The 23,744-nt window shown below is 72.5% G+C and carries 21 protein-coding genes; 15 read left to right on the top strand and 6 right to left on the bottom strand.

Annotated features, from left to right (window positions below; genetic code table 11):
* Positions 1–105: 105 nt before the first annotated feature.
* Complete coding sequence (locus LL648_RS17780; protein WP_374112063.1) at positions 106–1,068, bottom strand: heme o synthase; 963 nt, start codon at positions 1,066–1,068, stop codon at positions 106–108.
* A 129-nt stretch (positions 1,069–1,197) separates the two neighbouring features.
* On the opposite strand from LL648_RS17780, the gene LL648_RS17775 reads away from it, so the two are divergent.
* The 8 genes from LL648_RS17775 to LL648_RS17740 all read left to right on the top strand — a co-directional run bounded on the left by LL648_RS17775 (position 1,198) and on the right by LL648_RS17740 (position 10,831).
* Positions 1,198–2,058 carry a DMT family transporter gene (locus LL648_RS17775; RefSeq protein WP_232663690.1) on the top strand — a complete coding sequence of 287 codons (861 nt, stop codon included), beginning with the start codon at positions 1,198–1,200 and terminating at the stop codon, positions 2,056–2,058.
* Between the two features lie 281 nt (positions 2,059–2,339).
* Positions 2,340–4,424: a transketolase gene (gene tkt / locus LL648_RS17770; RefSeq protein WP_232663689.1), complete on the top strand. Its 2,085-nt coding sequence runs from the start codon at positions 2,340–2,342 to the stop codon at positions 4,422–4,424.
* Positions 4,425–4,461: 37 nt separating this feature from the next.
* A complete protein-coding gene (tal, locus tag LL648_RS17765) occupies positions 4,462–5,571 on the top strand; it encodes a transaldolase (protein ID WP_232663688.1) in 1,110 nt (369 codons plus the stop codon).
* A gap of 26 nt (positions 5,572–5,597) precedes the next feature.
* Positions 5,598–7,058 carry a glucose-6-phosphate isomerase gene (locus LL648_RS17760; RefSeq protein ID WP_232663687.1) on the top strand — a complete coding sequence of 487 codons (1,461 nt, stop codon included), beginning with the start codon at positions 5,598–5,600 and terminating at the stop codon, positions 7,056–7,058.
* 63 nt (positions 7,059–7,121) lie between these two features.
* Positions 7,122–8,651, top strand: coding sequence for a glucose-6-phosphate dehydrogenase (gene zwf / locus LL648_RS17755; protein ID WP_232663686.1), 1,530 nt, complete (start codon positions 7,122–7,124; stop codon positions 8,649–8,651).
* The gene (gene opcA / locus LL648_RS17750; protein ID WP_232663685.1) at positions 8,648–9,616 is read left to right on the top strand and encodes a glucose-6-phosphate dehydrogenase assembly protein OpcA; all 969 of its coding nucleotides are present in this window, start codon (positions 8,648–8,650) and stop codon (positions 9,614–9,616) included. The genes zwf and opcA overlap by 4 nt, the downstream gene beginning before the upstream one ends.
* Positions 9,616–10,395, top strand: a complete 780-nt coding sequence (gene pgl, locus LL648_RS17745) for a 6-phosphogluconolactonase (RefSeq protein ID WP_232663684.1) — start codon at positions 9,616–9,618, stop codon at positions 10,393–10,395. The genes opcA and pgl overlap by 1 nt, the downstream gene beginning before the upstream one ends.
* A gap of 22 nt (positions 10,396–10,417) precedes the next feature.
* Positions 10,418–10,831, top strand: coding sequence for a hypothetical protein (locus tag LL648_RS17740; RefSeq protein ID WP_232663683.1), 414 nt, complete (start codon positions 10,418–10,420; stop codon positions 10,829–10,831).
* A gap of 158 nt (positions 10,832–10,989) precedes the next feature.
* Here the strand turns inward: LL648_RS17740 and LL648_RS17735 are convergent, their stop codons facing one another.
* Complete coding sequence (locus LL648_RS17735; protein ID WP_232663682.1) at positions 10,990–11,730, bottom strand: zf-HC2 domain-containing protein; 741 nt, start codon at positions 11,728–11,730, stop codon at positions 10,990–10,992.
* A 51-nt stretch (positions 11,731–11,781) separates the two neighbouring features.
* Between LL648_RS17735 and LL648_RS17730 the strand changes: the two genes are divergently transcribed.
* Positions 11,782–12,369 (top strand): sigma-70 family RNA polymerase sigma factor, encoded by a 588-nt coding sequence (locus LL648_RS17730; protein WP_232663681.1) that lies wholly within the window; start codon positions 11,782–11,784, stop codon positions 12,367–12,369.
* A 68-nt stretch (positions 12,370–12,437) separates the two neighbouring features.
* On the opposite strand, the gene LL648_RS17725 is transcribed toward LL648_RS17730, so the two are convergent.
* Both LL648_RS17725 and LL648_RS17720 read right to left on the bottom strand, forming a co-directional pair.
* On the bottom strand, positions 12,438–13,310 hold the full coding sequence (locus LL648_RS17725) for an LLM class flavin-dependent oxidoreductase (protein WP_232663680.1): 873 nt from the start codon (positions 13,308–13,310) through the stop codon (positions 12,438–12,440).
* Positions 13,307–14,287 carry a zinc-binding dehydrogenase gene (locus LL648_RS17720; protein ID WP_232663679.1) on the bottom strand — a complete coding sequence of 327 codons (981 nt, stop codon included), beginning with the start codon at positions 14,285–14,287 and terminating at the stop codon, positions 13,307–13,309. Before LL648_RS17720 ends, LL648_RS17725 begins: the two co-directional genes overlap by 4 nt.
* Positions 14,288–14,414: 127 nt before the next feature.
* On the opposite strand from LL648_RS17720, the gene LL648_RS17715 reads away from it, so the two are divergent.
* The gene (locus LL648_RS17715) at positions 14,415–15,317 is read left to right on the top strand and encodes an endonuclease/exonuclease/phosphatase family protein (protein WP_232663678.1); all 903 of its coding nucleotides are present in this window, start codon (positions 14,415–14,417) and stop codon (positions 15,315–15,317) included.
* 86 nt (positions 15,318–15,403) lie between these two features.
* The gene (locus tag LL648_RS17710) at positions 15,404–17,215 is read left to right on the top strand and encodes a glycoside hydrolase family 3 protein (protein WP_232663677.1); all 1,812 of its coding nucleotides are present in this window, start codon (positions 15,404–15,406) and stop codon (positions 17,213–17,215) included.
* Positions 17,216–17,300: 85 nt separating this feature from the next.
* Here LL648_RS17710 and LL648_RS17705 read toward each other — a convergent pair whose 3' ends face one another.
* Positions 17,301–18,560, bottom strand: a complete 1,260-nt coding sequence (locus LL648_RS17705; RefSeq protein ID WP_232663676.1) for a TrpB-like pyridoxal phosphate-dependent enzyme — start codon at positions 18,558–18,560, stop codon at positions 17,301–17,303.
* A gap of 62 nt (positions 18,561–18,622) precedes the next feature.
* Here LL648_RS17705 and LL648_RS17700 point away from each other — a divergent pair, with 62 nt between their 5' ends.
* Complete coding sequence (locus LL648_RS17700) at positions 18,623–19,111, top strand: glutathione peroxidase (protein WP_232663675.1); 489 nt, start codon at positions 18,623–18,625, stop codon at positions 19,109–19,111.
* On the opposite strand, the gene LL648_RS17695 is transcribed toward LL648_RS17700, so the two are convergent.
* Positions 19,080–20,327 (bottom strand): phosphotransferase family protein, encoded by a 1,248-nt coding sequence (locus LL648_RS17695; protein ID WP_232663674.1) that lies wholly within the window; start codon positions 20,325–20,327, stop codon positions 19,080–19,082. The two genes, LL648_RS17700 and LL648_RS17695, sit on opposite strands and share 32 nt — an antisense overlap.
* 86 nt (positions 20,328–20,413) lie before the next feature.
* On the opposite strand from LL648_RS17695, the gene LL648_RS17690 reads away from it, so the two are divergent.
* The 3 genes from LL648_RS17690 (at position 20,414) to LL648_RS17680 (ending at position 23,734) form a co-directional block, all read left to right on the top strand.
* Positions 20,414–21,001, top strand: coding sequence for a hypothetical protein (locus LL648_RS17690; protein WP_232663673.1), 588 nt, complete (start codon positions 20,414–20,416; stop codon positions 20,999–21,001).
* A gap of 273 nt (positions 21,002–21,274) precedes the next feature.
* On the top strand, positions 21,275–22,657 hold the full coding sequence (locus tag LL648_RS17685; RefSeq protein ID WP_232663672.1) for a cytochrome P450: 1,383 nt from the start codon (positions 21,275–21,277) through the stop codon (positions 22,655–22,657).
* A 12-nt stretch (positions 22,658–22,669) separates the two neighbouring features.
* Positions 22,670–23,734 (top strand): terpene synthase family protein, encoded by a 1,065-nt coding sequence (locus LL648_RS17680; RefSeq protein ID WP_232663671.1) that lies wholly within the window; start codon positions 22,670–22,672, stop codon positions 23,732–23,734.
* Positions 23,735–23,744 lie beyond the last annotated feature (10 nt).

The raw sequence follows: 23,744 nt of genomic DNA, 5'->3' as shown, positions 1-23,744 counted from the left end.
TGCGTTCCGCACGCGAGGGCAGGAAAGCCACTTTCCTGCCCTGTGAGGGCCGGAAAGTGGCTTTCCTGCCCTCCCCACCCCCCCGGGGGGTCGGGCGGCGAGCGCCTAGCTAAAGAGGACGGGCAGCCCGATGGCCGCGTCGACGGCGATCGCCGCGAACAGCGCGCAGAGGTACATGTTGGAGAGGTGGAACAGCCGCATCGGCTGCGCCTCACGCCCGGCGACGATCCCGGCGTGCAACCGGTGGGACTTGTAGACGAACCAGGTGCCGCCGAGCACGGCCACCACGGCGTAGATCCACGAGGTGGCCGGGAGCAGGAGCAGCGTGCACGCCGCCATCACCCATGAGTAGACGACGATCCGCAGCGTGACCTTCGCCGGCGAGGCGACGACGGGCAGCATCGGCACGCCGGCGGCCGCGTAGTCCTCGCGGTAGCGCATGGCGAGCGCCCAGAAGTGCGGCGGCGTCCAGAAGAAGATCACGCCGAACATCACCATCGCGGGCCACTCGACCGTGCCGGTCACCGCCGCCCACCCGATCACGACCGGCATGCAGCCCGCGGCGCCACCCCACACGATGTTCTGCGACGTGCGCCGCTTCAGGATCAGCGTGTAGACCAGCACGTAGAACGCGATCGCGGCCACCGAGAGCACCGCGGCCAGCAGCGTCGTCGTGAACGCCAGCCACACCGAGCTGAGCGCGCCGAGCACCAACCCGAAGATCAGCGCGTTGCGCGTGGGCACCTGGCCCTTCGCGATCGGACGGCGCGCGGTGCGCTTCATGACGGCGTCGATGTCGGCGTCGACGACGCAGTTGAGCGCGTGGGCGCTGGCCGCGGCCATCGCGCCGCCGATCAGCGTCGCGACGATCAACCCGACCGGCGGGATGCCGCGCTCGGCCAGGAACATCGCCGGAACGGTCACGACGAGCAGCTGCTCGATGATCCGGGTCTTGGTGAGGCCCAGGTACGCGCGAACGGTCTCGCGCGTCCGCTGCAGCAGCGCCCGGGAGGCCGCACGGAAGCCCCGCGCGGCTGGCGCCTCCGCATGGGACACGGGCAGGCTCACCGGCTACCTCTTCGCATGTGGTGGGGAACGATCAGCACGAGTTCTACGGCTTGTCGATGATAGACGGGGCGCAGTCGGGCACAGCCGGGGGGGCCGACCCGGGAGAGCACCGTGTCAGGGTGTCGTTCCATGGCCGTCGCTCCCCTCGCGTTCTCACCGCTCGTCGTGCTGGCCGTGCTCGCCGCGGCGCTGCTGCACGCCGCGTGGAACGCGCTCGCCCACAACGCGACCGACCAGCTCGTGGTGTTCGCGCTGATGGGTGTCGTGCAGGTGGTCGGCGGCGGGGTGCTGGTGCTGCTGAGCGAGCCGCTGCCGGCCGCGGCGTGGCCGTACGTGCTCGCCTCCACGGCGACGCACATCGTCTACGTCCTGTTCCTGCTGCTCAGCTTCCAGCTCGGGGAGTTCAGCCAGGCCTACCCGCTCGCGCGGGGCACCGCGCCGCTGGCCGTCGCGCTCGTCTCACTGCTGGTGCTCGGGCTGGAGCTGCACCCGCTGCAGCTCGCCGGCGTGCTGACGATCTCGGTCGGGCTGGTCGGCGTCGTGCTCGCCGGTGGGCTCCCCGGGCGCGGGCAGCTGCCCGCGCTGGCCGCGGCCGGCACGACCGGGCTGCTCATCGCGACCTACACCGTCGTCGACGGGCTCGGGGTCGGCGAGGCCCCGGTGCTCGCCTACACCGGGTGGCTGTTCCTCCTCATGGGCCCGGCGATGCCGGTGGTCGCCGTGGCGCGCCGCGGCCGCGCACTCCTGCCGCTCGCACGTGGGCACGCCGTGCAGGGGCTCGGCGGCGGGGTGATCGGGCTGCTCGCCTACGGGATCGTGCTCTGGGCGCAGACCAGCGGCGCGCTCGCCCCGATCGCCGCGCTGCGCGAGACCAGCGTCGTGTTCGGCGCGCTCATCGGGTCCGCGTTCCTCGGCGAGCGGCTGGGCCACCGGCGAGCCGCCGCGGCCGCGCTCGTCGTGGCCGGGGTCGTCCTCATCAGCCTCGCGTAGCGCGCTGCGGACCGGCGTGCGCCGAGGGTCAGGAAAGCCACTTTCCTGCAACCACGTTGCATGAAAGTGGCTTTCCTGACCCCACCCGCGGCCCGTGTGTCACCCACATAGCGCCAACGGGACAGACCCCGAGGCATACCGCGGAACGCGGCCGGGTAGACGTTGGACGAACTGCCGGGCGGAGATCACGCGCCGCGCGCCGCCGCGACTACTGTGGTGCCGAGACCGGGCGCGTCGAGGCGCACCGCCTGCCGCCCCCACCGAAACCCGAGGGAAGCCCTGTGCCCGACACCGACATCGAGACACTCACCAGCGCCAGCGTCCCCGCCGACTGGAGCGACCTCGACCGGCGCGCCGTCGACACCGTGCGGGTGTTGGCCGCCGACGCCGTGCAGAAGGTCGGCAACGGTCACCCCGGCACGGCGATGAGCCTGGCGCCGCTCGCGTACAGCCTGTTCCAGCGCGTGATGCGGCACGACCCGAGCGACGCCGACTGGATCGGCCGCGACCGGTTCGTGCTCTCCGCGGGCCACTCCAGCCTCACCCTCTACATCCAGCTCTTCCTCTCCGGCTACGGCCTGGAGCTCGACGACCTGAAGGCGCTTCGCACCTGGGGCTCGCAGACCCCCGGCCACCCGGAGCACCGCCACACCCGCGGCGTCGAGATGACCACCGGGCCGCTGGGGCAGGGCCTGGCCTCCGCCGTCGGCATGGCGATCGGCGCGCGCCGCGAGAGTGGCCTGTTCGACCCCGACGCCGCGCCCGGCGAGAGCCCGTTCGACCACCAGATCTACGTGATCGCCTCCGACGGCGACATCGAGGAGGGCGTCACCTCCGAGGCGTCGTCGCTGGCCGGGCACCAGCAGCTCGGCAACCTCACGGTGATCTACGACGACAACAAGATCTCGATCGAGGACGACACGACGATCGCGCTGTCGGAGGACACCGCCAAGCGCTACGAGGCGTACGGCTGGCACGTGCAGGTCGTCGAGGGTGGCGAGAACGTCACCGGCATCCTCGCCGCGCTGGAGGCCGCCCGGGCCGAGACGGCGCGCCCGTCGTTCATCCTGCTGCGCACGATCATCGGCTTCCCCGCGCCGACCAAGATGAACACCGGCAAGGCGCACGGCGCCGCGCTGGGCGACGAGGAGGTGGCCGAGGTCAAGAAGATCCTCGGCTTCGACCCCGAGCGCACGTTCCAGGTCGACGACGACGTGCTCGCGCACAGCCGCGCGGTCGTCGAGCGCGGTCGCGCGGCACGTGCGGAGTGGACGAAGAGCTTCGACGCGTGGGCCGGCCGCGAGCCGGAGCGCAAGGAGCTGCTCGACCGGCTGATCGGGCGCAGCCTGCCCGTCGGGTGGGAGAAGGCGCTCCCGAGCTGGGACGTCGACCCCAAGGGCGTGGCCACGCGCAAGGCGTCCGGCGAGGTGCTCAAGTCGCTCGCCGACGTCCTCCCGGAGCTGTGGGGCGGCTCGGCCGACCTCGCCGAGAGCAACAACACCACGATGGAGGGCGCCGACTCCTTCGGCCCGACCTCCACCGCGACGAAGATGTGGAACGCCCACCCGTACGGGCGCACCCTGCACTTCGGGGTCCGCGAGCACGCGATGGGCTCGATCCTCAACGGCATCGCGCTGCACGGCCCGACCCGCCCGTACGGCGGCACGTTCCTCGTGTTCAGCGACTACATGCGGCCCGCGGTGCGGCTCGCGGCACTGATGAAGGCGTCCGTGGTCTACGTATGGACGCACGACTCGATCGGGCTCGGCGAGGACGGCCCGACGCACCAGCCGATCGAGCACCTCGCGGCGCTGCGCGCGATCCCCGGCCTCGACGTCGTCCGCCCCGGCGATGCCAACGAGACCGCCTACGCGTGGCGGGCCGTGCTGGAGCGCCCCGAGGGCCCGAACGGGCTCGCGCTCACCCGCCAGAACCTGCCGGTGCTGGAAGGCACGTCGGCGGAGGGTGTCGCCAAGGGCGGCTACGTGCTGGCCGAGGCCAGCGCCGAGCCGCAGGTGATCCTCATCGCCACCGGCTCCGAGCTGCAGATCGCGGCGGAGGCCCGGACCGTGCTGGAGGCCGACGGCGTCCCGACCCGCGTGGTCTCGATGCCGTGCGTCGAGTGGTTCGACGAGCAGGACGAGGCCTACCGCGAGTCGGTGCTGCCGGCCGCGGTGAAGGCGCGCGTCAGCGTCGAGGCGGGAATCGCGCAGCCGTGGCACAAGTTCACCGGAGATGCGGGCGAGAACGTCTCGATCGAGCACTTCGGGGCCAGCGCCGACTACCAGACGCTGTTCCGCGAGTTCGGGTTCACCACCGAGAACGTCGTCGCCGCGGCTCGGCGCAGCCTCGCCGCAGCCTCCTGATCCGCACGCTGATCCGCACGTGTACTGAGGAGCACTCATGAGCACCGATCGACTTGCCGCCCTCGCCGACGCGGGGGTCTCCATCTGGCTCGACGACCTGTCGCGGGAGCGGCTGCGCAGCGGCAACCTGCAGTCGCTGATCACCGACGACCACGTCGTCGGTGTCACCACCAACCCGACGATCTTCGCGAGCGCGCTCGCCAACGGTGAGGCGTACGACGAGCAGGTGCGCGAGCTCGCCGCGCGCGGCGCCTCCGTCGAGGACGCCGTCCGCGAGATCACCGTCGCCGACGTCCAGCAGGCGTGCGACGTCTTCAGCGGCACGTGGGAGACCACGGGCGGCGTCGACGGGCGGGTCTCGCTCGAGGTCGACCCGCGCCTGGCCCGCGACACCGACGCCACCGTCGCCGAGGCGCTCGACCTGTGGAAGGCCGTCGACCGGCCCAACCTGCTCGTCAAGATCCCCGCGACCGAGGCCGGGCTGCCCGCGATCACGCGTGCGCTGGCCGAGGGCGTCAGCGTCAACGTCACGCTGATCTTCTCCGTCGAGCGCTACCGCGCGGTGATGGGCGCCTACCTCGACGGGCTGGAGCAGGCCGCGGCCAACGGCCACCAGCTGGCCGCCATCACGTCGGTCGCGAGCTTCTTCGTCTCACGCGTCGACACCGAGATCGACAAGCGCCTGGAGGCGATCGGCGGCGACGCGCTCGCGCTGCGCGGCCAGGCCGCCGTCGCGAACTCACGGCTCGCGTACGCGGCGTTCGAGGAGGTGTTCTCCGGCGAGCGCTGGGAGGCACTTGCCGCGAAGGGCGCCAAGCCGCAACGGCCGCTGTGGGCGTCGACCGGGGTGAAGAACCCCGACTACCCCGACACCCTCTACATCACCGAGCTGGTCGTCGCCGACACCGTCAACACGATGCCGGAGAAGTCGATGAAGGCGTTCGCCGATCACGGCGACGTGCGCGGCGACACCGTCACCGGGCTCGGCGGCGAGGCACAGCAGGTGTTCGACGCCGTCGCCGCAGCGGGCGTCGACCTCGACGACGTGTTCCTCACCCTGGAGACCGAGGGCGTGGAGAAGTTCGAGAAGTCGTGGTCGGAGCTCCTCGAGACGGTCCAGGGCCAGCTCGACGGCGCGAAGTCCTGACGACGCGCGACCCCGAGGCAGTAGCGATGCGCACCGCGATCGCCGTGCCGGCCCCGGTCGAGATCATCGACCGGCTGGTCGGCGACGCGGTCGCGTCGCAGGTGGGCAGCGGCGACTGGGCGGGCGCAGTACGTGCGGCCCGACCGCTGGTCGGTGAGATCGAGGGGCTGCGCGAGCGGCTGCGGGTGGCCGGGATCAGCCGGGTGCTGCTCGTCACCACCGACGGCGTCGGTGTGGTCGCCGAGCAGCTCGCCCCCGGCGAGCCGCGGCTGATCGTGCTCGACGACACCGACCCGGTGCAGGTCGCAGACGCGCTCGCCGGCGACCTCGATGCGACCGTGCTGGTGGTGAGCGACCCGTCGGGCAGCGCGGCCGGCGGCGTCGACCTGCTCTGGGACACCGTCGAGCACGCCATGCGGGCCGAAGGGCTCGATCCCGCGGCGCAGACCGTCGTCGTGGCGCCGCCCGGCGCACCGATGATCGACCGCGCGAGCGGAGCGACGACGGTCCTGGGCCCGCCCGACGGCAGGGGCCCGTGGAGCGCGTTCACCGCTTACGCGCTGGTCCCGGCAGGGCTCGCCGGCGCCGACGTGGCTGCGTTGCTCGCCGACGCCGCGGCGGCCCGGCCCGCGCTCGTCGCCGACGACCGCGACAACCCGGCACTCGTGCTCGGCGCGCTGCTCGCCGAGGCCCGGACGGTAGCTCTGAGCGGGGCGCACGCCGAAGGCGCCGCGGAACAGCTCGGCGCGGCTGTCGGCGCGGCCGGGCCCCTGCCGGTGGTCGTCGAGCAGGCCGGCGCGCCCGGCTGGGACGGCGCCGACCTGACCGTCACGAGCGACGAGGCCGAGCCGGCCGACGTCACGCTTGCCGGCCCGACCGCCGCCCGGCTGCTGCTCTGGCAGCACGCCACTGCCGTCGCCGCCCATCTCCTCGGGGTCGGGGTTGGGCAGGAAAGCCACTTTCCGGCCCCCACAGGGCAGGAAAGTGGCTTTCCTGCCCTCGCCGGAACCGGGATCGAGGGCGAAATCGGTGCCGGGTTCGAGGACGGCGGCATCGTGGTGCGGGCCGCCGGCGGCTGGCTGCCGCCGGAGGTCGACACCGTCGCCGGCGCGGTGAAGGCGCTCGTCTCCGCCGCCGCGGAACGGCCCGCCGGTCACCTCGCCGTGCACGCCTACCTCGACCGCACCGACGACGCGTCCGCCGCCGTGCTGCGCGGGGAGCTGGCCCGCCGCACCGGGCTCGTCACCACGTTCGGGTGGGCTCCGCGCTGCCTCCCGGGGAGCGGACAGCACGTGCAGGGTGTGCTCTGCCAGCTGACCGGCGGTGTGGACGAGGACGCCGGACCGACCCCCGATCCCCTGGCCGAGCTGCAGCTCGGTGCCGCCGCGGCCGACGCCGCGCAACGTGACGTGCCGGTGCTGCGACTCCACCTCACCGACCGGCTGATCGGGCTGGTCACGCTGGCGCGTGCCGTGCAGGAAATCTGAGCGTGCTGCGATGATCCAGCCAACTGATCTCGCGGATTACAGGATCGATGAAGCGGAGAACTGATGAGTGAGTGGAGCAACCCACTCCGCGACCCGCGTGACAAGCGGCTGCCACGGATCGCAGGCCCGTGCGGGCTGGTGATCTTCGGTGTCACCGGCGACCTCTCGCGCAAGAAGCTGATGCCGGCGATCTACGACCTCGCCAACCGGGGCCTGCTGCCACCGGGTTTCGCGCTGACCGGCTTCGCCCGCCGCGACTGGGCCGACCAGGACTTCGGCCAGGTCGTCTACGAGGCGGTGAAGGCGCACGCGCGCACCCCGTTCCGGCAGACCGTGTGGGACCGCCTCGCCGAAGGGTTCCGGTTCGTGCCGGGCAGCTTCGACGACGACGACTCGTTCGACCGGCTGGAGCGCACCGTCGAGGACCTCGACCGCGTGCGCGGCACCAACGGCAACCACGCGTTCTACCTGTCGATCCCGCCGTCGGCGTTCCCGGTGGTCTGCAAGCAGCTGGCCCGCTCGGGGCTCTCCGCGCAGCAGGGCGACCAGTGGCGCCGGGTGGTGATCGAGAAGCCGTTCGGGCACGACCTGAAGAGCGCGCGCGAGCTGAACGCGATCGTCAACGACGTGTTCCCCGAGGACTCGGTGTTCCGCATCGACCACTACCTCGGCAAGGAGACGGTGCAGAACATCCTGGCGATGCGGTTCGCCAACCAGCTGTTCGAGCCCATCTGGAACGCGCACTACGTCGACCACGTGCAGATCACGATGGCCGAGGACATCGGGCTGGGCGGCCGCGCCGGCTACTACGACGGGATCGGCGCCGCGCGCGACGTCATCCAGAACCACCTGCTGCAGCTGCTGGCGTTCACGGCGATGGAGGAGCCCACCTCGTTCTCGTCGAACGAGCTGCGCAGCGAGAAGATCAAGGTGCTCAACGCGACCCGGCTCGTCGGCCCGCTCGACGAGACCACCGCGCGCGGCCAGTACGTCGGCGGCTGGCAGGGCGGCGAGCTGGTGAAGGGCCTCAAGGAGGAAGAGGGCTTCGACCCCAACTCCGGCACGGAGACCTACGCGGCGATCACCTGCGAGATCGACACCCGGCGCTGGGCGGGTGTGCCGTTCTACCTGCGCACGGGCAAGCGCTTGGGGCGCCGGGTCACCGAGATCGCGGTGATCTTCAAGCGGGCGCCGCACCTGCCGTTCGACGCGACGATGACCGAGGAGCTCGGCCAGAACGCGTTCGTCGTGCGGGTGCAGCCCGACGAGGGCGTCACGATGCGGTTCGGGTCGAAGGTGCCGGGCAGCCAGATGGAGGTCCGCGACGTCACCATGGACTTCGGGTACGGCACGGCGTTCACCGAGGCCTCCCCCGAGGCCTACGAGCGTCTCATCCTGGACGTCCTGCTGGGTGAGCCGAGCCTGTTCCCGGTGAACGAGGAGGTCGAGCGGTCCTGGGAGATCCTCGACCCCGTCATCGAGCACTGGCACAAGCAGGACTCGGGCCCCGACCCCTACCCGGCGGGTTCGTGGGGGCCGGAATCGGCCAACGCGATGCTCGCCCGCACCGGACGTACCTGGAGGCGGCCATGATCGTGGACCTTCCGTCGAGCACGACGTCGGCGGTCAACAAGAAGATCGTGGAGCTGCGCGAGCGCGGCGGCGTGCTGGCGCTCGGTCGCGTGCTCACCCTCGTCATCGTCACCGACGACGGCAGCGCCATCGAGGGTGCGATCGAGGCCGCGAACTCCGCGAGCCGCGAGCACCCGTGCCGGGTGATCGTCGTGGCCCGTGGCCAGCGCAAGGCGGCGCCGCGGCTCGACGCACAGATCCGGGTCGGCGGCGACGCCGGCGCGAGCGAGGTGATCGTCCTGCGCGGCTACGGCCAGCTCGCGGCCGAGGACGCCGGCGCGGGCATGGTGATGCCGTTGCTGCTGCCGGACGCCCCGGTGGTGGCGTGGTGGCCGAACGAGGCGCCCGCGGTGCCGTCGGACGACCCGGTGGGCAAGCTGGCGCAGCGGCGGATCACCGACGCGCTCTCGGCGCGCAACCCGCTGAAGGCCTTCGACCAGCGCCGGGCGAACTACGTCGCGGGCGACACGGACCTGACCTGGACCCGGCTCACGCCGTGGCGGGCGCTGCTCGCCACCGCGCTGGACCACCCTCCGCACGAGCCGGTGACGTCGGCGACGGTCGCGGGCGAGGCCGTCTCGCCGTCGACCGACCTGATGGCGGGGTGGCTCGCGGTGCGGCTGGGCACCAAGGTCAAGCGCTCGCCCGCGGCCAGCGGCCCCGGCCTGGTCTCGGTGCGGATGGAGCGGGCGTCGGGCCCGGTCGAGCTGGTGCGCCCCGACGGCAAGGTCGGCAGCCTGCGCCAGCCCGGTCAGCCCGACCGGCTGGTCGCGCTCGCCAGGCGGGAGGTGCGCGACTGCCTCGCCGAGGAGCTGCGCCGCCTCGACCCCGACGAGATCTACGGCGCCGCGCTCGCCGGCGTCGGGCAGATCGCGAAGGGTCGCACGCCGATCAAGGTGCCGGCGCTCTCCGGGGCCGGCAGCTGATGGGCACCCCCGACATCGCCGTCCACACCGAGCCGAAGGTGCTCGCCGCCGCGGCGGCGGCGCGCCTGCTCACCCGGCTCGTCGATCTGCAGGCGGCCGGCAACACGCCGAAGGTCGTGCTGACCGGCGGCGGGGTCGGCATCGCGATGCTGGAGCAGATCAGGGAGACGGTCGCGCGCGACGCCGTCGACTGGAGCCGGGTCGAGTTCTACTGGGGCGACGAGCGGTTCCTCCCATCCGGCGACCCCGAGCGGAACGAGACGCAGGCCAGGCAGGCGCTGCTGGACCACGTCCGGGTCGATCCCGCGAAGGTGTTCCCGATGGGCGCCGACACGGGCACCGGGCCGGCCGGCGCCGATGCCGCGGCGGCCGAGTACGCGCAGCTGCTCGCCGCGGCGGCGCGGCCGGAGGACCACGGGCCGGTGCCGTCGTTCGACGTCGTGCTGCTCGGGATGGGCGGGGAGGGGCACACGGCGTCGGTGTTCCCGCACTCCCCCGCCGTCTACGAGACCGAGCGGACGGTCGTGGCCGTGCACGGCTGCCCGAAGCCGCCGCCGACGCGGGTGTCGCTCACGCTGCCGGCGATCCGGAAGGCGGCGGAGGTCTGGATCATCACGACGGGCGAGGCGAAGGCCGGCGCGGTCGCGCTGGCGCTCGGCGGCGCCGGTGAGGTGGCGATCCCGGTCGCGGGCGCGCGCGGACGGCGGCGCACGCGGTGGCTGCTCGACCGGGCGGCGGCCTCGAAGCTGCCGCGCGACATGGTCCCCCCGATCGGCTGACCGAAGACTCCAAGGATCACGGATGCACCTGATCGTCGACGCCGCCAACGTCATCGGCTCCCGGCCGGACGGCTGGTGGCGCGACCGCCAGGGAGCCGCGCGGCGGCTCGCCGGGAGCCTCGTCGCGGTGCTGTCCACCGATCCCGGGGTGCTCGTCGCGGCGCTCGGCCGCGAACCGGTCGGCCCGCTGCTCGTGCACCTCGTGCTGGAAGGGGCGGCCGGCCGGACCCCCGACCTGCCCACCCACCCCGCCCTCGACGTCGTCGTGGCCCCGGCCGACGGCGACTCGACCATCGCCGCGCTCGCGGCCGACCTGCACGAGGAGCAGGTCGTCGTCGTGACCGCCGACCGGGCCCTGCGCGAACGCGTCCGCGTCCACGGCGCCACCGCCGTAGGCCCCGCCGTCCTGCTGCGCGCCCTCCCCACCACCAGCTGAGTCACGCACTGCAGAGCGGTGAGTCGCCACTTTCAGCACGGCGAGTCGCCACTTTCAGCACGGCGAGTCGCCACTTTCAGCACGGCGAGTCCCACGCTTCAGCGCGCGAGTCCCACGTTTCGGCGCGCGAGTCCCACGTTCCAGCACATCGGGCCCGGTCAGGCCGCCTTCTGCTGCGCGGTCGGCTGCGCTCCCCCGGCCCCACCACCGCCCGACGGGCGGAGCAGGCGGCGCCGTGCCCGTCCCGCCGGTCGCTCGGGCACGGATCCGGCGAGCCCGCCGTCCCCTCCGTCCCCGCTGAGCCGCCGCAGCACGACGAGCAGGACGAGGCCCGCCACGACGAGCCCATGCGTCACCAGCCGAGCCGCCTCGACGTGCCCACCCAGCACGTCCGCGACGCTGAGCGCCGCCAACGCGCCGACGAACGCCGTGAGCACCGGGAGCAGCCCGGCCACCCGCACCGGCCCGGTCGCGACCCACAGGAACGCGACGGCGAGCGCGAGGTTCCACGCCGAGCTCTCGTGCGCGAAGTGCACGACACCGGCGCCCGCCACCGCGCCACCGGTGTCGTGGTGCCCGCCGGCCGCCACGACACCGCTGATGGCCAGCGCGAACTGCCCCACCGCAACGGCACCGAGGGCGAGCCGCACGGCGTCGGCCCCGACCCCGCGCCGACGGCGCTTGCCCGAGCCGGCCGCGGCCAGCACCGCGCCGGTGAGGTCGGGCCCCGGCTCGGCGAGCCTCGTCCGGGTCAGCCGCGTGACGTGCGCGGCTCTCTCGGCGAAAGCCGCGCACTCGGCGCACTCCTCGAGGTGGGCGTCGACGTCGGCGCTCTCGCCCGGCGCGTCCTCGCCGTCGAGCCGCGCCGAGAGCGCCTCCCGGCATTCCGAACACCGCATGCAGGGATGGTCGCCCGCGGGGGCCCGTAAGTTCCGGGCTATTCTCCGCGCGTGGCAGAACGCCCTGATGATCCTCAGGTCACCGCGTGGGCGTTGGCTGCGGGGCGGGGTGACGAGCAGGCGCTCGCCGCGTTCGTCCGCGCCACCCAGCGCGATGTGCACCGGTTCGTCGCGCACCTCAGCGGCCGCGCCGACGCGGAGGACCTCGCGCAGGAGACCTACCTGCGTGCGCTACGGGCACTCCCCCGGTTCGCCGGCCGCTCGTCGGCGCGGACGTGGCTGCTGTCGATCGCCCGCCACACCGCGGCCGACGCCGTCCGCACAGCGCAGCGCCGGCCGCGCACCACCGGCGACGTCGACTGGGACACGGTCGCCGTGCGCGCCGGGCGGGTCCGCTCCAACCTCGACGACGCCGTGCTCCTGCGCGAGCTGGTCGCCGCGCTCCCACCCGACCGGCGGGAGGCCTTCGTGCTCACCCAGCTGCTCGACCTGAGCTACGCCGACGCCGCGCTGGTGTGCGGCTGCCCGATCGGCACGATCCGCTCCCGCGTCGCCCGCGCGCGCGAGGACCTCGTCGACGCGCTGGAGACCCGCGGAACCGGCGAGCAGGACGACGCGCACCACCACCCCGCAGGCTGACCGCCCGGCGCCCAGTCAGGCCCCGGACGCGATACGTGCGCCAACCACGACGGGCCAGCGTCAGCCTGCTACGCCACGAGCAGCGTCTTCGCCTCCGCCAGCAGGTCGACCTGCCGGCGCCAGTCGCCGCCCGCGATCCCGATCACCGCGTGCGACGCTCCTGCCGCCGCGTAGGCCGCGAGCTGCTCCGCCACCTCCCCGGGCCCGCCGCTGAGCGGCACCGATGCGACCTCCTCGACCGGCCGCCCGTACGCCGACGCGATCCCGGCGGCGATCTCCGTTCGAGCCGGCACACCGGCACCGAGCGCGCCCGCCATGCCGATCGCCACCGTCGGCCGGTGCTGGGCCGCAGCCAGCGTCGCAACGCCGGCCGCGACCTCCGCCGCGGTGATCAGCGACGGGAACCAGCCGGCGCCGAACCGGGCCGCTCTCCGCAACGCGACGGCCGACGCGTTGCCCACCCACACCGGTGGCGGCGCGACGGCGGGCGCGAGCGTCACGGCCGCCCCGTCGGGCAGCGTGACGGGCTCGCCCGCGAGCAGCGCGGGCAGCAGCTCCAGGGCGGTGTCGGTGCGCGCGCCGCGCTCGTCGTACGGCACGCCGGCCGCCGCCCACTGCTCGGGCCCGCCGCCGGATCCGACGCCGAGCACGAAGCGGCCGCCGGAGATCTCCACCAGCGTGGCGATCTGCTTCGCCGCCCACGCGAGCGGCCGGATCGCCGGCACGTACACGCTCGTGCCCACCGTGATCCGCCGGGTCGCGGTGGCGGCGACGGCGAGCGCGACCGTGCAGTCGCGCACCGGCCCGCCCGGCGCGAGGTGGTCGCCGTGCCACGCGCTGTCGAGCCCGGCCTCCTCGACGTGCCGGGCGGCCGCGGCGAGGTCGAGGCGCTGGTCGCGCACGACGGCGAGCGATGGCAGCACCACTCCGACGGCGATCACGGCACCAGCACGACCTTGCCGGCCGCCTCCCGGTTCTCCAGCGCCCGGTGCGCGGCAGCGGCGTCCTTCAACGGGAAGATCTGCACGGCGGGAACGAGTCGCCCGGCGGTCGCCTCGGCGATCGAGCGCTCCTCGAGCGCACGCATCCCGCCGGGCAGCCCCATGATCCGCGGGCCGAGCGCAACCGCGACCGTCAGCCCGCGCTCGAACAGGTCCGACGAGCTGAACGCTGCCGGCTCGCCACCCGAGTAGCCGAACAGGATCAGCCGACCACCTGGGACGAGCAGCCGGAACACCGCCTCGCCGACCGCCCCGCCCACGCCGTCGAAGGCCAGTGTGATGCCGCGACCGTCGAGCGCGGCGGTGACGGTCTCGACCCAGCCGGGGTCGTTGTAGTCGGCGGCGACGTCGGCGCCGTTGCTGCGCACCATCTCGACCTTCGTGGGCCCGCCCGCGACACCGACGACGGTGGCGCCCGCGTTCCGCGCTGCCTGCACGAGCAGCGTGCCGATACCGCCGGCGGCGGACGTGACGAGCACGACGTCGGTCTCGACCATCTGCGCGACCGCCAGCAGCCCCATCGTCATCCGCCCGGTCCCCATCATCGCGACGGCGGCGGGGGCTTCGAGCGTGTCGGCCAGCCGGTGCAGCGCATCGACGTTCGCGATCGCGAGCTCCGCGTACCCGCCGCTCGCCAGCCCGAGGTGCGCGACGACCCGGGCGCCCACCCAGGCCGCGTCGACGCCGTCCCCCACCGCGTCGACGACGCCCGCGACCTCACGGCCGGGGGTCATCGGCAGCTGCGGCGGCGGGAACGGGCCCGTGCTCTTGCCGGCCCTGATGAAGGTGTCGACCAGGTGGATGCCTGCAGCCTCCACCGCGATCCGGACCTGCCCCGCACCCGGCTGCGGATCGTCGACTTCCTCGAGGCGCAGGTTCTCCGCGGGGCCGAAGGTGTGCTGGCGAATCGCGTGCATGGCCGCTCCATAGTTTGATGAAAGTGCTACTGAGCAGGATGCAACCTCAACCTGGGTTCAGATCAAGAGCGGAACTCGGTGCGCCGCCCGCCCGTTGCCCGGAAGTACCGTCGAAAGGATCTCCGTGATGCCGCCCCGCTCCCTGACCGATCGCAGCGCTCTCGGCGTCGCGGTGCTCGCCTGGCGGCCCCACCTCACCGCCGCGGCCGCGATCGCGACGGCGGCACTCGCCAGCCGTCCCCGCAGGCGGGGTGCGGCGACGGCGCTCGGGGCCGTCGCGCTGGCGGCGCTGCCGGCGCTGGCCGAACGCGTCTGGCGGCGCCCGGCGGCACAGCCGTCGAGCTCCGACTTCACCGTGCTCGCCCTGAACGTCCTGCACGGCCGCGCCGACACCGGCGAGCTCGCCACGCTGCTCGAACGCGAGCGACCCGACCTGGTTGCGCTCTCGGAAGCCGGATGCGACTTCCGCGACAAGCTGATGCCGTTGATCAGCGGCATGGGCTACCGGTCATGGGCCGCAACGGCGCCCGGCGTGGCCGACGGCGAGGGTGTGGTGCTGCTGGCTGCCGACCGGATGGGGTTGCTCGAGGTCCGCTCGGATCCCGCGATGCCGCAGCGGAGCCTGCGCGCGACCGGCGGCCTGCTGGGCGAGCGGAGCTTCATCGTCGCCCACACCATCTCGCCCGTGGGCGTGCAACGCACGCGGTGGTGGTGCGCCGATATGGCGACGATCGGTCGCTGGTGCCGGGAACCGGTCGCCCCGATCGTCGCCGGCGACCTCAACGCCACGCTCGACCACGCCCTGCTGCGCGACGCGATCGGCCCGGGGCACAGCGCGGCGGCCGGCACCGGCCGTGGCCTGGCCGGCACGTTCCCGACCAAGCTGCCCAGGGCGCTCGGCATCCAGATCGACCACGTGATCGTCCCGGCCGCGACGGTCACCAGCCGGTTCGAGATCGTCGACGTCCGCAGCAGCGACCACCGCGCCGTGCTCACGCAGTTCCGGTTGCCTGCTCACCCTGGCGCGTGACCGCGCTTTGAGCCAGCTGTAAGCGCAGCTGGGTAGCATCCGCCGCGCAGTGAAGTGCAATGACGTCGGTCGGGGGTCCGTAGGAAATGCGCGCACGTTCCATCGTCGCTATTGCGATGGTGCTCACCGGATGTTCCGCACCGGCTCCCGCACAGCAGGCGCCACGCGCCGAGGCGCCCTACCTGGACCCTGCGGTACCCGTTTCGCAGCGCGTCGACGACCTGCTCGGCCGCATGACGCTCGACGAGAAGATCGGCCAGATGACGCAGGCCGAGAACTCGAAGCTCGCGCCGGGCGAGGTCACGTCGACAGCCGTGGGATCGCTGCTCGCCGTCGGTGATTCCACACCGCCCACCAACGCGCCGGAGCCGTGGGCCGACCAGGCCGACCGCCTCCAGAAGGAGGCGCTGGCCACGCGGCTGCGCATCCCGCTGATCTACGGCGTCGACGCCGTGCACGGCAACCAGATCGTCGTCGGCTCCACGATCTTCCCGCACAACATCGGCATGGGCGCCACCCGCGACCCGGAGCTGGCCCGCAAGGTCGGCGAGGTCACGGCGACGGAAACCGCGGGCACCGGGTTCAGCTGGACGTTCGCGCCCTGCCTCTGCGTCGCCCGCGACGACCGCTGGGGCCGCACCTACGAGTCGTTCAGCGAGTCGCCCGAGGTTGTCTCGTCGATGACCACGATCATCGACGGCCTGCAGAAGGGCCCGAACAAGGTCCTCGCGACCGCGAAGCACTATCTCGGCGACGGCGGCACGACCGAAGGCAGCGACCAGGGCAACACCGAGCTCAGCGAGGCCGAGCTGCGCAAGATCCACCTGCCGCCGTTCCAGGAGGCCGTGCGGCGCGACGTCGGCTCGGTGATGCTCTCGTACAACCAGTGGAACGGCGAGTACCTGCACAACAGCCCGTACCTGGTCAACACGGTGCTGAAGGGCGAGCTCGGCTTCCGCGGCTTCGTGATCAGCGACTGGAACGCGATCCACCGGATCGACGGCAACAAGGACGACCTCACCGCGCAGGACGTCCGCGAGGGCATCAACGCCGGCACCGACATGGCGATGGTGGCCGCCGACTCGAAGCAGTTCATGTCGCTGTTGAAGGCGGAGGTCGAGGGCGGCCGCGTGTCGATGGAGCGGATCGACGACGCCAACCGCCGCATCCTCACGAAGAAGTTCGAGCTGGGGCTGTTCGAGCACCCGCTGGTCGACCGCGCGCTCACCGCGACGCTCGGCAGTGCACCCCACCGCGACCTGGCCCGCCAGGCCGTCCGGGAGTCGCAGGTGCTGCTGAAGAACGAGGGCAACGTCCTGCCGCTCGCGAAGGACGGCAACGCCGTGTTCGTGGCCGGCAAGAACGCCGACGACATCGGCCACCAGCTCGGCGGCTGGTCGATCACGTGGCAGGGCGAGAGCGGCCCCACCACCAAGGGCACCTCGGTCCTCGAGGGCATCAAGTCGGTCGCCGGGCCGACGACGAAGATCCAGTACAGCAAGGACGGCTCGGGGATCGACAGCTCCTACAAGGTCGCCGTCGCCGTGATCGGTGAGAAGCCCTACGCCGAGTACGAGGGCGACCGCGACACGCTCCCGCTCGACGCAGACGACCTCGCCACGCTGAAGAAGCTCGAGGCGTCGGGCGTCCCGGTGGTGGTCGTCCTGGTCTCGGGCCGGACGATGGACATCGCCGCCCAGCTGCCCTCGTGGAAGGCGTTCGTCGCGGCGTGGCTGCCCGGTACGGAAGGCGCCGGCGTCGCCGACGTGCTCTTCGGCGACCACAAGCCCAGCGGGAAGCTGCCCATGACGTGGATGCGCTCGTCAGCGCAGCAGCCCGTCAACGAGGGCGACGGGAAGGACCCGCTCTTCCCGCTCGGCTTCGGCCTGACCTACTGACCACCGCAAACTTCCCCACCGTTTTGGGCGCTTGCGCGCTGTTTCGGCGCGCATCCACCCAAAACGATGGGGAAGATCGGGGTGCTCAGCCCTGCTCCTCCGGGAGCCGGCCGTTGTTGTAGTCGTCGTAGGCGGTCAGGTCGAGGAACCCGTGGCCGCAGTAGTTGAAGAGGATCACCTTCTCCTCGCCGGTCTCCTTCGCCGCCAACGCCTCGTCGATCGCGGCCCGGATGGCGTGGCCGCACTCGGGCGCAGGGATCTTGCCCTCGGTGCGCGCGAACTGCACGGACGCCTCGAACACCTTCCCCTGCGGGTAGGCGACCGCCTCCATCCGGCCGTCCCGGACGAGCTGCGAGATCAGCGGGGAGTCGCCGTGGTACCGCAGGCCGCCCGCGTGGATCGACGGCGGGATGAAGTCGTGGCCCAGCGTGTACATGGGCAGCAGCGGCGTGAGGCCGGCGGTGTCGCCGAAGTCGTAGTCGAAACGGCCCTGGGTCAGCGTCGGGCAGGAGAGCGGCTCGACCGCCACCAGCCGGACACCCTCGTCGGGCACGAACGGGAACGCGATCCCGCCGAGGTTCGACCCTCCCCCGCACGGCGCGATCACGACGTCGGGGAGCCGCTCGCCAGCGAGCTGCAGCTGCTCCTTCGCCTCGATCCCGATCACCGTCTGGTGCAGCAGGACGTGGTTGAGCACCGAGCCCAGCGCGTAGTGCGAGTCGGCGCGGCCCGCGCAGTCGCGCACGGCGTCGGAGATCGCGGAGCCGAGCGAACCCGGATGACCCGGCTCGTCGACGGGCGCCGCGACAACCTCCCCGCCCCACGTCTCGATCGCGATACGGCGGTACGGCTTCTGCTCGTAGGAGGCCCGCACCATGTAGACCTTGAGGTCGAGGTCGAACTGGGCGCAGGCGAACGCGAGCGCCGTGCCCCACTGCCCCGCCCCGGTCTCGGTGGTGAGCCGGGCGATGCCTTCCTGCTTGTTGTAGAACGCCTGCGCGACGGCCGTGTTGGGTTTGTGGCTGCCGGCGGGCGAGACCGACTCGTCCTTGAAGTAGATCCGCGCGGGCGTGCCGAGCTCCTTCTCCAGCCGGGTGGCGCGCACGAGCGGGGTCGGGCGCCACAGCCGCAGGATGTCCAGCACCTCGCCGGGAATGTCGATCCACGGCTCCGCGCTCACCTCCTGCCCGATCAGCGCCATCGGGAAGAGCGGCGCAAGATCGTCAGGGCCGACCGGTTCCCGCGTGCCGGGGTGCAGCGGCGGCTGCGGGGGCGACGCGAGGTGCGGTACGACGTTGAACCACGAGCTGGGAATCTTGTCCGGCGGCAGTGTCCAGCGGGTCATGCCGGCGAACGTAGTGGCCCGCGCCATAACTGGGGAAGAACCTGATCCATAGGCTGGGCTTCATGGCCTTCCAGGACATCAACATCGCCGCGCTCGACGGCTCCTCCCTCGATCTGAAGACGTTCGACGGCACCGCCGTGCTGGTGGTCAACGTCGCGTCGAAGTGCGGTCTCACCCCGCAGTACACCGGGTTGGAGGAGCTGCAGGACCGCTACGCCGAGCGCGGCTTCACCGTGCTCGGCGTGCCCTGCAACCAGTTCGCCGGACAGGAGCCGGGCACGGCCGAGGAGATCCAGACGTTCTGCTCCAGCACGTACGGCGTGACGTTCCCGCTCACCGAGAAGATCGACGTGAACGGCGCGGACCGGCACCCGCTCTACGCCGAGCTCACGGCCGTCCCGGACGCCGAGGGCGCAGCCGGTGACGTGCAGTGGAACTTCGAGAAGTTCCTGATCGGCCCGGACGGCACCGTGCTCAACCGGTTCCGGCCCCGCACCGAGCCGACCTCCGACGAGGTCGTCACGGCGATCGAGAAGGCACTGCCGCGCTGACGGGACGGGCGCTGACGGGACGGGCGCTGACCGGGCGGGCCACCGCGGCGCGCAGGGCCCGCGCAGGGTCATCGGCGTGGAACACGCGCTCGCTGGGCTCGATCGCGTCGAGGAAGTCGGAGTAGATCAGCGCCGCGCATAGCTCGTTGACCGGCGCCAGCAGCTCCGCCGCGCGGTCGGGGTCGGCGCCGGGTCGCACGTCCCGCCAGCGGCCGGCCCAGTACCGCGCCGCCTCGACGCAGTCGGAGGGGCCGAGCCGGCCGAGGAACGCCTGCTGGTCGAACATCGCGTGGCCGACGCCGATCTCGGGCCAGTCGAGCAGCACGAGCGCGCCGGGCCGCCCGCGGACGTTGCCGGGATGGAAATCGCCGTGCACCAGCGTCTCGGGCAGCCCGCACGCGTCGATCGCGGCGAACCGGGCGTCGAGACCGGCCACGAGGAGGTCCACGTCGGCCCGCTCGCCACGCGTGAGCGCCGGCCCGTATCGCGCCGCCACGGCCTCGATCCGCGGGCCGAGGCCGGTCAGCCGCCAGTCGGCGGCGCCGCGCGCGAGCAGCTCCGCGGTTCGGTCCAGCCATGCGATCTGCAGGTCGACGAGCATGCGCACCATGTCCAGCACCGCCGCACCGGTGGCGTCGTACTGGTCGTCGCCCGTGATGTCGGCCAGCAGCACCCGCTGCTGGCCCGTGGCGAGCACCCGCGGCACGGTGGCGGGGTCGAGCAGCGGCAGGATCTCCGACTCGCGCGCGAAGAACGGTGGCACCACCTTCAACCAGACCGTTCCGCCGGCCGTCGGGAGCTGCCACAGGCTCGACAGGTTCCAGGTGCGCATCTGCGTCGCCGGACCCGTCCTCGGGGTGCCCAGCTCGGCGAGCCGGGTGTCGGCCCATGCGAGGTCGGCGCCGGGCCCGCCGGGACGGGCGTAGGACTGGCGCAGCGGCTCGTCGGCGAGCGGGTCGGGGCCGGGCCACGGCACGAGCGGGACGGCCGGCGCATCCGCTACTTCGGCGAGGTAGGTCACCGGGCCACCGCTGCCGGCCGCCGGCTCCGCCACCTCCAGGAGCCGCAGGATCGTGACGTCCACCCCGTGCACGTCGCGCGCAGCGGCAACGACGCTCTCGACCTCCTGCCACCACGGCACCGGCACGTCGAACGCCGGCAACGCGCCGAGCAAGCGGCCGCCGGAGCCGCACAGGACCAGCGTGACCGAGCGCATGGCCGGACGGTATCCGCGCCGGTCGAGGTGATCCCACCGGATTACCGGGAGCGGTCGGCACATCCGCGTATGGCAGGGTGCTTGCCGTGGCACGGGGACGGGCAGCTCTGACAGCGACGATCGCAGGGGTCGCCGCATTCACCGTCGTCGTGCTCGCCGGGTGCACGGCCGGCCCGGGCCCGTCGGGCACCTCGCCGGAGCCCGAGCCGGATCCGCCGGCGGCCTGCCTGCTCGACGCCGGTGCGCTTTCGGCGGCCACCGGTGTCACGTGGACGCCCGACGAGGTCGCGGCGAGCGACACCCGCTGCGTCTACGACCCGGCGCCGCCCGCGCCCGCGCAGGCCGGCGCCACCGCGTCCGCCACCAGGACCTCCGCGGCCGCGCCGACGTCCGCGGCGGGCGAGGACGAGTTCCTCGCCATCACCATCGCCCCGTTCAGCGGAGAACCCGCGGCCGAGCTGGACGGCGTGGCGGCCGTGTGCGACCGCGAGTCGCGGGCACCGGTCGCCGCTCCCGGGACCGGCTTCGTGTGCCGCTTCCACGGCGGCAGCGTGTTCGCCGTGGCGATCCGCCGCTCGGAGCTGGTCACCGTCTCCGTCTCGGCAGTACCGCCGGGAACGACGGCCGCGCAACTGGTCTTCGCCCTGAGCGACCAGCTCGGCAAGCTGACCTAGGCCGTGTTGAGGAAGTCAGGGTCGATGCTCTTCGTGATCCAGATCGTCGCTGGCAAGGCGCCGCCACGAGCCGTCGTACCAGGCGTACCCGATCGTGGCGGCAACGCCGCCAGCGGCGATCTGGGCGCGAAGAGCGCGACCAGGACTTTCTCAACACGGCCTTGGCCTTACCCGGCGTGGAACAACCACGCGGATGAAACACCTCGGGCCTGCCGAAGCGGGGCCCGAACTGTCACCACGTGATGCGCTAGGCGCGTCTCTGAAAGGTGACCGATGGTCGACTCCGCCACGATTTCCACACCCATCCCGCAGGCGCCCGGCGGCATTCCCGTGCTTGGCCACGTGCTGCCGCTGCTGCGCAACCCCCTCGACTTCCTGGCCTCGCTGCCCGATCACGGTGATGTGGTGCAAATGCGCGTCGGCACGCTGCGCCTCGTCGTGGTGTGCGACCCGGGTCTGACCCGCCACGTCCTCAAGGACTTGCAGACGTTCGACAAGGGCGGGCCGATCATCGCCCGCATCGAGGAGGTGCTCGGCGAGAGCAGCGTCGGCACCTGCCCGCACAGCGCGCACCGGCGCCTGCGCACCCTCGTCCAGCCCGCATTCCACCGCGAACGGCTCCCGGCGTACGCGCGCGTGATGACCGCCAACTTCCTGGACCTCGGCTGGCACGACGGCCAGGTCGTCGACGTGCCGGCGGAGATGGGCATCCGCACGGTCCACACCCTGGTGGAGACGATGTTCAGCGACAAGCTGTCGCCGGAGACCACCGCGAGGGTGCTCGACGAGACGGCCACGGCGTTGCGGGAGATCTACCGTCGCGCCGTTCGGCCGCCCGTGCTGGATAGGTTGCCGTTGCCCGGCAACCGCGCATTCGACCGGGCGGGCGTCGGTATCCGCGGCGTGCTCGGCGACGTGCTCGCAGCCCGCCGCGCGTCCGGCGCGGACCCCGACGACCTCCTGTCAGCGCTGCTCACGGCTCGTCTGCCCGGGGCGGAGGGCGCGCCGGCGAGGGCCGGGGACGCGCTGTCGGAGTCGGAGATCGGCGACCAGCTCATCACCTTCCTGACCGGCGGCACGGAGTCCTCGGCCAGCACGCTCGCCTGGGCGTTCCACCAGCTGGGGCAGCATCCCGATATCCGGACCCGCCTGTACGAGGAGCTGGACACCGTCCTCGCCGGCGGTCCTGCGACGTTCGAGCACCTGCCCCAGCTGCGCCTCACCGCCAACATCATCACCGAGGCGTTGCGCCTGTACCCGCCGGCCTGGGTCCTCAGCCGGACCGTCGTCGCCGACACCGAGCTCGGCGGCCATCCGGTCCGGGCCGGCAGCATGATCATCTTCAGTCCGTACATCATCCACCGCCGGCCCGACCTGTACCCCGATCCCGACACGTTCGCACCGGACCGGTGGGCCGACGGGACGGTCTCTGGCCGCAGCTACTTCCTGCCGTTCGGTGGCGGCGTCAGGAAGTGCATCGGCGACCAGTTCGCGCTGACCGAGATGGTCCTCGGGCTGGCGAACATCGCAGCGCGCTGGCACCTCGAACCGGTCCCCGGCGCCACACCCGGTGTCCAGATCGGCGTCTCCCTGCACCCGCGCAACCTCATGATGCGCGTCACCGCACGCCATCACCCGCCCACGACGTCTGAGTGAAGGAGGTCGCCGATGGCCGGCGTTGCCTCACCGGAGCGGCAGGACCTGGTCCTGGAGATCGAGCTCCCGCCGGTGTCGGCGCACCCGTTCCCCCTGGTGTGCCGGCCCGATTACCCGCAGGTCGAGAAGGAGATGAACGCCTGGGCGTGGCAACACCTGCGGACGCTGCCCGGAGTGTCGGAGGACCGGGTGCTCCGGCTCGCCGGTCAAGGATTCCCGCTGTGGATCAGCTTCGCCTACCCGGCGGCCTCGACGGCGACGGCGATCCGGATCGGGCGGTGGATGTACTACTGGTTCCTCCTTGACGACCTGGCCAGCGAGCCCGTGGAACCCGGCACGGACCGACCGCCGCCCGAGCTCCTGATCGCCGGCCTGCAGGACGTCATCGCGAACCCCGACACGGCGCGGCCGGACCCGTTCAGCCACCTGCTCCAGCAGCAGTGGCACATGATGCGCGACACGATGCCGGTACGGCAGCGGGCCCGGTTCACCGAGTACGTCCTGCGGATGCTCGACGGGTTCGCCACGTCCATCGACGTGAGCGCAGCAGGCAGCGACATCACGCTCGACCAGTACCGGGACCTGCGCTACTTCGACTCCGGGATGCCGTGGACGTTCCTGCTGGCGGAGCACACCGCAGGACTCGACCTCCCCGAGGCGGTTCTCGACCACCCGGCCGTGCGGGAGCTGATCTCGAGTTCCGTCTGGAACGCCGTGCTCGTGAACGACGTGATCGCGTTCGGCAAGGAGTACTTCACCGGCGACGACTGGAACGCTGTCGCGATCGTCATGCGCGAGGACGGGACATCGATCCAAGAGGCCCTGAACCGGGTCGCCGACCTGGCACTCGCCGAGGAGCGGCGGATCGTCGCGTTGTGCGACGTCGTCCGCGCCGAAGCGCCCGGCCGGCCCGACGACCTGCGCCGCTTCGTCGAAGGGCTCCAGCACGTCCTTTCGGGCACCGTCGAGTGGGAGTACCGCAGCGCTCGCTACCACGGCCCCGGGTACGTGTGGACCGGACGCACGAGTGGACCGGTCGCGATGACCCGCGCCGGCACCCGCAGCGTCGACCGCTGAGCCGGGCCGG

The organism is Pseudonocardia sp. TRM90224, from assembly GCF_021245725.1.
GTDB lineage: Bacteria > Actinomycetota > Actinomycetes > Mycobacteriales > Pseudonocardiaceae > Pseudonocardia.
Note: the sequence above shows the minus strand (reverse complement) of the source record. Positions and strands in the feature narration are given on the sequence as shown.